This window comes from Actinophytocola sp. (genome assembly GCF_036002505.1).
In the GTDB taxonomy this organism is placed as follows: Bacteria; Actinomycetota; Actinomycetes; order Mycobacteriales; family Pseudonocardiaceae; genus DASYTH01.
This window is the reverse complement of record NZ_DASYTH010000024.1, coordinates 1-6,446: the sequence shown is the minus strand read 5'-3', so window position 1 is coordinate 6,446 and position 6,446 is coordinate 1. Positions and strand designations below refer to the sequence as shown.

The following is a 6,446-nucleotide window of genomic DNA, read 5'->3' as shown; positions in this document are numbered from 1 at the left end:
CATGCTCTTGTCCCCGCTTCGGCCTTTCAGCTGCGGGTCAGCCATCAGACCCAGGAACCTCCCTTCGAGTTCCTCCCGGCTGAGCCGGGGATATGACCAGGTGCGACGTGGCGCACTGGAACCGTTCGACCTTGCCGCAGGTGGTGGGGTGGTTGGGTCGGGAGTTCTTTTGCACGATGCCGAGGCGGCGCAGCTCGTGCTCCAACCCGTTGCGGCCCGGGGTGCCGCGCAGGCTGCCGCCGGAGAGCCGGGTGGTGAACACCATGCCGTTGTCGGTCAGCGTGGAGGCGGGAATCCCGTGTGTGGCAACGGCTTTGCGGAACTCGGTGAGCACGATCGGGCCGGTGACCCGGACATGGGCGGTTACCGAGAGCGCGGACCGGGAGCAGTCGTCGAGCCAGGACAAGATCTCGATGTCGGGCCCGGGTCGGCCGTCGGGACGGGTGAGCCGGTAGTGGGTGAAGTCCGCCTGCCAACACTCGTTGGGCATCTGGGCAGCGAACCGGGTGTAGGACGACTTCGGTCGCTTCTTCGGCTCCGGGACGACCAGCCCGAGCTTGACCAGGTACCGCGACACGGTGGCCCGGGAGACGGTGCGGCCGTGGTGGTGGGCCAGGTGCCACACGATGGTCTCCGGGCCGGCGTCCAGGCCGGTCGCGGTGAGCTTCTCGCGCAGCTCCACGATCAGGTCGGTGACCTCGACCGCGTGCGCGGTCGGTGAGACCTTCGGACGCCGCGAGCGGGGCGCGAAGACGGCCTCGCCCTCGGCGCGGTAGCGGGCCAGCAGCTCATAGAGCCAGGACTTGGAGACGCCGTAAGCGGCGGCGACTTCGCGGACAGGTCTGTTCTCGACCACCACGGCGGTGATCAGCAAACGGGTAAGAGACATGGCCGCAGGCTTGACGCCCGCGATCGGCTAGTCCGGGATCTCTGGAGACATCAGTCCGGCGTGTCTTGAGACATCGGTCCGGGATGTCCTGAACCAGAACACTGTCGGGGGCACAAGATCTCACCAGCACTTTCGGGCCGCTGACCAGCGGAAACGCAGTCCGCCACTTCGTACACTTGTCCGACCACATCCGGCCGTCACCGGCCCTCTACGAGGATCTGTGCCGAATACGTGCCGAAGTTCGGCGTAGCTTGCTTGCCGCCGTAGCCCGCCTCCATCCGGCGGCGTAGCTCGGCCTGTCCGCCGGCGAGGCACTTGGCGTAGTTGCGCCACAGCACCTCCGACGACTGACCCGCCCACTCGGCGACCTGAGTCGGCGAGATCCCGGCGTTGAGCCACGTCGACACGGCGGCGTGCCGCAGGTCGTAGGGCGTCTCCGCCAGCGGCGAGGCGTACACCTCCGGGGTGAACACCGCCGCCCGCGCCTGCCGCCAGATCCGGTTGATCGTCAGTACCGGCAGTTCCGCCTTGTTGCGTTCCCCGACGAACAGCCGCCCGCCGGGGCCGAGGCCGAACCTCGCAATGTGACTGCGGATGATCCCGGTCAGCACCGGCGGGCACGGCACCCGGCGCACCTCCCCGATCGCCCGCTGCTTGAGCTGCCGACGGTCTCGGTTCCTTCCGGAATCGGTCCACGCCTTCCCAGCATGCGGCTCGGCCGCTTCCAGGATGAACTCGCCCCACTCGTCAGGCTTGTCTATGCCACGCCGTCTTGAGAGACGTGCCGGGACGGGAGCGTCTGTGACGGGACAGTGACGGGAGCGTCTGTGCCGGGCTCCACTTGATCCGTTACGGATCAGCGTCGTTTGATGGGTGACACTTCCGGCTAGACGATCATGGCAGAGTACTACGAACCAGCGCGGGTTGTGGCGGATCCACTGATCGGAATAGGGGCGGTGCCCGGGCGATTCGGGCGGCGGGGTGGTTCGGCTTGTGGACCTTGAACCTGGCGATGGGGTTCGTCGTGGTGCGGGCGACCTCGGCGACCAGGCCGTCCTCGTCGTAGACCCGCCAGGTGGAGTCCGCGGCTTGGACGGTCAGCGTGCGTCCAGCGTGGACGATGCCGACGTGGATGCGTTGCTTGGCAACGACCAGCGCGCCGCGGCAGGAGACGCGTCGCTGCACACGCAGCGGCTCGGGCGCCGAATCGATGCCGGCGCGGCCGCGCCCTTACCGGGAGGCGACCAGGCTGCCTGATGAGCGGACGCCCACCGTTCCGGGTCCGGCTCAGCTCGGCGTGGCCGAGGGCTCGGGCGGGGCCTGCAGGCCGGCGGTGCCCGCCGGACCGGTCCGGACGAAGGTGAGGCGGAACGTGCCGGTCTGGATCACGAGCCGGGTGCCGTCCGCGCTGACCACCGTGTTCCGCGCCGGGCCACGCGTCGGCGTGGCGCCGTCCAGGTTGCCGAGGGCGAGCGCGTCCATTCCCCTGATGGTGGCCGCACGCACCGGATCAACGTCGAGGATTCCGACAGCGGTCGTGTAGGTGTCACGCACCTCGAACCCGTCCGCCGTCTTCGTGAACTTTCCGCCGACGGCGTTGACGCTGTCGTCGATCTGGATCCGGCCGTCCGGCCACAGAGCCATCCGCGCTTTGCTGTGGGCGGGGATCGCGAAGGACCGTTCCCCGTCCTCGACGTCCGTCAGGAGCCAGACGCTGCCGACGTAGTCGGCGGCGCTCGCCGTGACCACCGGCGTCGCGGCGCGGTCCGGCCCGGGGATCCAGCCGGCCACCGCGGGTACCGCCACTGCCACCCCGCCGGCGGCCACGGCGCCGGCCGCGAGCGCGACGCCGGCCCGGGCGCGTCGCCGGTGGACCACCCGCCGCCGCAGCTCGACCGGCCAGCCACGCACCGGGAACTCCTCGGCGGCGCGGGCCAGCCGCTGGCGAAAGGTCGTCGTCGCGCATCACCTGTCCACCTCTCCTTCAACCGGAGCATCTTCTTCGATCAGGGTCCGCAGCCGTTGCAGGGCCCGCGACGCGTAGGCCTTCACCGCACCGGTACTGAGGCCGAGCAGCCCGGCCGTGTCCTCGACCGAGCAGTCCAGGTAGTAGCGCAGCACGAGGACCTCGCGGTACCGGCGGGGAAGCGCCCGCAGCCCGCGGATGACCGACTGCCGCTCGAACCTGTCGATCGCCGCCTCCTCCGCGCTGGCCGCGTCGGGCAGGCCGGATGCCGCGTGCCGGCGCGCGAGCAGCCGGCGCCGCAGCGAGTTGCGCGCGTTGCGCCGTGATCTGGGCGAACCGGCGTTGCAGCGCCGCGGTCCATTCGGTGTCGAGGTCGTCGTCCCCAGTCGGCTCGTACGCCTCTAGTTGCTTGATGAGATTCGTCTGGGCTCGGCCGAGCTGATCCAGTTGTTTGCGCAGGGCTGCCCGCTTCGCGGCCGCTCCGTCATCGTCAGACTGCGGTCGTCGATGGTTGGCGAGCCGGGCCTCGTCGGGCAGTCCACGCAGCGGTGGCGGCGGTCCCGGATCCCGCCCGTACGGCGCCGGGCCGGGGTGGGCCAGCACCCAGGCGTGCTCGCCCTCGCGGCGCGCGAACGTGTGCCGGGCGTGCGCGGTCTTATCCGAACTAATCTTGAAGCGGCACGGACGCCGAGATCCGTCACAAAGAGTCGCGGCCAAATTTCTTCTCAGCAGCGCGCCGTTCGGCGTGTCGCGGCTGTCGCATGGATCGGCTGCGGCAGGCTTGGAGGCGAGGCCACTGTGCAGCGCCGCCGATGAGTGCGTGGGCTTATCGGGGTTACAAGCGTGTGGCCCATGACGCTCCGTAACGAACGGCAGCGCTCTTTGCTGGCAGAATCTTCACTATCAAGCCACGTCGCTGAGCGGTGGCCGAGCTCGGTGCCGATGGCCCGGCTGTCACACGTCCGCTACCGGGCCGCGAGGCGGTAGAGCAGGCGGTACGGAAGCAGGCGCACCAGCGCCGCCGCCACCGTCGCGTCCGGCCCGACGACGCGCCGGGGGCGTGGACGCGGGGCGGTCAGCGTCCGTACCACCGCTTGGGCGGCCCGGGCCGGCGGAATGCCGTGTGCCGCGCTTCGGGCCGCGTTGGCTCGGGTGGCCGCGATCTGCTTGGCATACCGCTCGGCGCCCGCCGGCAGCGTCTTCGCCAGGTCGTCGGCGGCGGCTGTGCCCCGGCCCCAGATCGGCGTGGCCACCGCGCCCGGCTCGATCAGCACCACCCGTATCCCGGACGGCGCCAGCTCTGCCCGCAGGCTGTCGGTCAGCCCGACGAGCCCGAACTTCGAGGCATGGTACGGGCCGAGCATCGGGCCGGCAATCCGGCCGCCGATCGAGCCGATCATCACGATCCGGGCGTCCTCGCCCCGCTCCCGGGACAGCCGCAGCGCCGGCAGCATTGCCTGCGTGACGGCGAGCTGGCCGACCAGGTTGACCTCGATCTGCCGCCGGAATACGTCGACGGGCAGGTACTCCAGCGGGCCGGGCAGGGCGACCCCGGCGTTGTTGACCAGACCGTGCAGCGGGCCTGCCGCCCGTACCAGCTCGCCGGCCGCCTCGATCGAGGTTGGGTCGGTCAGGTCGAGCCGGAGCACGCGGACCGCCTCCGGGTGGTCGCGGTGCAGGGCGGCCTCGTCCTCGTCGGTCCGTACCGAGGCCCAGACCGTGAAGCCGGCGCGGACCAGCTGGTCCACGCACGCCCGACCGATCCCGGTCGACGCGCCGGTGACCACGACGGATCTGCTCATGACGCTCGCCTCCGAGTGGACGGTGGGCTGGCCGGCGTGGCCATAGGTCCAAGCTTCGCGCTGACTTACCGGGTCGGCGGACGAGCCCGGATCTCGGATACGCGCTCGGCAAAGTGCCACCGGTGCCCCTCCAGGTCGAGGGCCTCGTAGCGCCGGTCGCCCCAGAACATGTCCTCCAGCGGCATGACGATCTGGGCTCCCTCCGATGCGGCCCTGCGGTAGTGGGCGTCGATGTCGTGCACGTACACGTTCACCATGGCCGTGGGAGCGCCCGCCTCCAGCGGGCTGTGCAGGCCGTGGCGCTCTTCCCCGGCCCGACCGATCATGACCACGCCGTCTCCGATCTCCAGCCACGCCAGCATTCCCTCGGGGTGCTCCATCCGCGATTCCCGGCGTTCGACGAGGCCGAACGCTCGGGTCAGGAAGTCCAGGGCGGCCACCTCGTCCCGATAGGCAAGTCGCGGGTAGATAGACGGGCTGCGACGATGCTCGCCCGCGCCGTCTCGCCCGGTGATGGCCGACATGAGACGGGCCTTCTCCCGAACCAGGATTTCGGGGTCGGGAGGATCGTCCGGCAGCAGCCGGTCGGGGCGAGACCGGCGAAGGGGCTCCAGGTCGTCGGTCATCTCTCGCCTCCAGCGTCGCACGGAGTGAGGGGCACATCGGTGGTTGTGTCACGGCCCCGCGTCAATGCGGCCAATCGGGCCCGACCCCGGCTAAGGCGGGAGCGCACCGTTCCCACTGGTACGCCGAGGGCCAAGGCTATCTCGTCGTAGCTCAGTTCCTCCCAGGCGAAGAGCAGGAGGACCTGTCGCTCCGCCTCGGGAAGTGTCCCGATGGCATCCATGACCCGGGTCCAGCGGGCGCTGGCATCAGCCGCCGCCACCGCCCGCTCCGCCGGATCGTCCTCCAGCCGCCGGTCGGTGGAGACCCGGGACATGGCCCGAAGCCTCCGGGCCTCGCTCCGGTGGTGCTTGGCCACCACGTTGGCGGCGATGCCGTACAGCCAGGGCCGGGCCGAATCCCGATCCCGCTCGAAGGTCGACCGCCGCTCGAAGGCGATCCGGAACACTTCTCCCAATAGGTCCTCGGCCTCAGCTGGGTCGACGCGACGGGCCAGGAAACGCAGGAGCGTCGATCCGTGCCGGTCGAAGATGACACCGAAGGCCGCCGGCGTATCCAGCGAATCGGCGATCACGGCACTGTCTGACTCCTCCATGCTGAGCTGTTCCCCGTTCCGTCGGTCCTGGTTCGCGCCCGCCTGGCGGGCGACCAGAGCCGGCCGGGGAGCAGATTGTCACATCACAGCGGCCGGACCGGGAACCAGGGCGCCGCCGGGGGGAAACGACAGGTAGTGGACCGGGCGCCGGAGGAGGCAGCGGTGGGGACGACCAGAGAGATACCGGTCGGAGAGCCGTTCGAGCTGTCCGGCCGGATGGTTGGGCTGGAGCGGGAGACGGGTCGCGCCGTGCTCGTGGCGAGAAGCATCGGCAGCCCGTGGCGCATCGACGGCTACACGATCGAGTCTTCCGCGCTTGGCGGACCGCCGGTTAACAACGGGGAGCTGCACCCAGACGCCGACGAGTTGCTGTACCTGGTCTCCGGCCGCATCCGGATCAGGCTGGAGCTGGAGGGCACAGACCGGGAGGCGGAGGTGAGACCGGGCCAAGCCCTGGCGATCTCCCGGGGCACGTGGCACCGGATCATCGTCGATGAGCCGGGACAGCTGATCAACGTGACGCCAAGCCCCGGTGGCCAGAGCCGGCCTCTTCCGGAGGTCTGATGCCCT

The 6,446-nt window shown here is 70.2% G+C and carries 10 protein-coding genes; 2 read left to right on the top strand and 8 right to left on the bottom strand.

The genetic code is table 11. The features are described from left to right. Positions 1-37: 37 nt before the first annotated feature. The 5 genes from VGR06_RS01220 to VGR06_RS01200 form a co-directional block, all read right to left on the bottom strand. Positions 38-889, bottom strand: coding sequence for a DDE-type integrase/transposase/recombinase (locus tag VGR06_RS01220; RefSeq protein ID WP_327557035.1), 852 nt, complete (start codon positions 887-889; stop codon positions 38-40). 197 nt (positions 890-1,086) lie between these two features. After that, positions 1,087-1,515, bottom strand: a complete 429-nt coding sequence (locus VGR06_RS01215; protein WP_327557034.1) for a hypothetical protein — start codon at positions 1,513-1,515, stop codon at positions 1,087-1,089. Positions 1,516-1,783: 268 nt separating this feature from the next. Continuing rightward, positions 1,784-2,074: a hypothetical protein gene (locus VGR06_RS01210; RefSeq protein WP_327557033.1), complete on the bottom strand. Its 291-nt coding sequence runs from the start codon at positions 2,072-2,074 to the stop codon at positions 1,784-1,786. 102 nt (positions 2,075-2,176) lie between these two features. Further along, positions 2,177-2,800, bottom strand: a complete 624-nt coding sequence (locus tag VGR06_RS01205) for a hypothetical protein (RefSeq protein ID WP_327557032.1) — start codon at positions 2,798-2,800, stop codon at positions 2,177-2,179. Between the two features lie 54 nt (positions 2,801-2,854). After that, a complete protein-coding gene (locus VGR06_RS01200; RefSeq protein WP_327557036.1) occupies positions 2,855-3,046 on the bottom strand; it encodes a sigma factor-like helix-turn-helix DNA-binding protein in 192 nt (63 codons plus the stop codon). Between the two features lie 7 nt (positions 3,047-3,053). On the opposite strand from VGR06_RS01200, the gene VGR06_RS01195 reads away from it, so the two are divergent. After that, positions 3,054-3,260: a hypothetical protein gene (locus VGR06_RS01195; protein WP_327557031.1), complete on the top strand. Its 207-nt coding sequence runs from the start codon at positions 3,054-3,056 to the stop codon at positions 3,258-3,260. Positions 3,261-3,820: 560 nt separating this feature from the next. Here VGR06_RS01195 and VGR06_RS01190 read toward each other — a convergent pair. The 3 genes from VGR06_RS01190 to VGR06_RS01180 all read right to left on the bottom strand — a co-directional run bounded on the left by VGR06_RS01190 (position 3,821) and on the right by VGR06_RS01180 (position 5,855). Further along, the gene (locus tag VGR06_RS01190; protein WP_327557030.1) at positions 3,821-4,657 is read right to left on the bottom strand and encodes an SDR family oxidoreductase; all 837 of its coding nucleotides are present in this window, start codon (positions 4,655-4,657) and stop codon (positions 3,821-3,823) included. A 65-nt stretch (positions 4,658-4,722) separates the two neighbouring features. Further along, complete coding sequence (locus tag VGR06_RS01185) at positions 4,723-5,283, bottom strand: VOC family protein (RefSeq protein ID WP_327557029.1); 561 nt, start codon at positions 5,281-5,283, stop codon at positions 4,723-4,725. Continuing rightward, complete coding sequence (locus VGR06_RS01180) at positions 5,280-5,855, bottom strand: RNA polymerase sigma factor (RefSeq protein ID WP_327557028.1); 576 nt, start codon at positions 5,853-5,855, stop codon at positions 5,280-5,282. The genes VGR06_RS01185 and VGR06_RS01180 overlap by 4 nt, the downstream gene beginning before the upstream one ends. A 183-nt stretch (positions 5,856-6,038) precedes the next feature. Here VGR06_RS01180 and VGR06_RS01175 point away from each other — a divergent pair, with 183 nt between their 5' ends. Then, positions 6,039-6,440 carry a cupin domain-containing protein gene (locus VGR06_RS01175; protein ID WP_327557027.1) on the top strand — a complete coding sequence of 134 codons (402 nt, stop codon included), beginning with the start codon at positions 6,039-6,041 and terminating at the stop codon, positions 6,438-6,440. Positions 6,441-6,446: the final 6 nt, after the last annotated feature.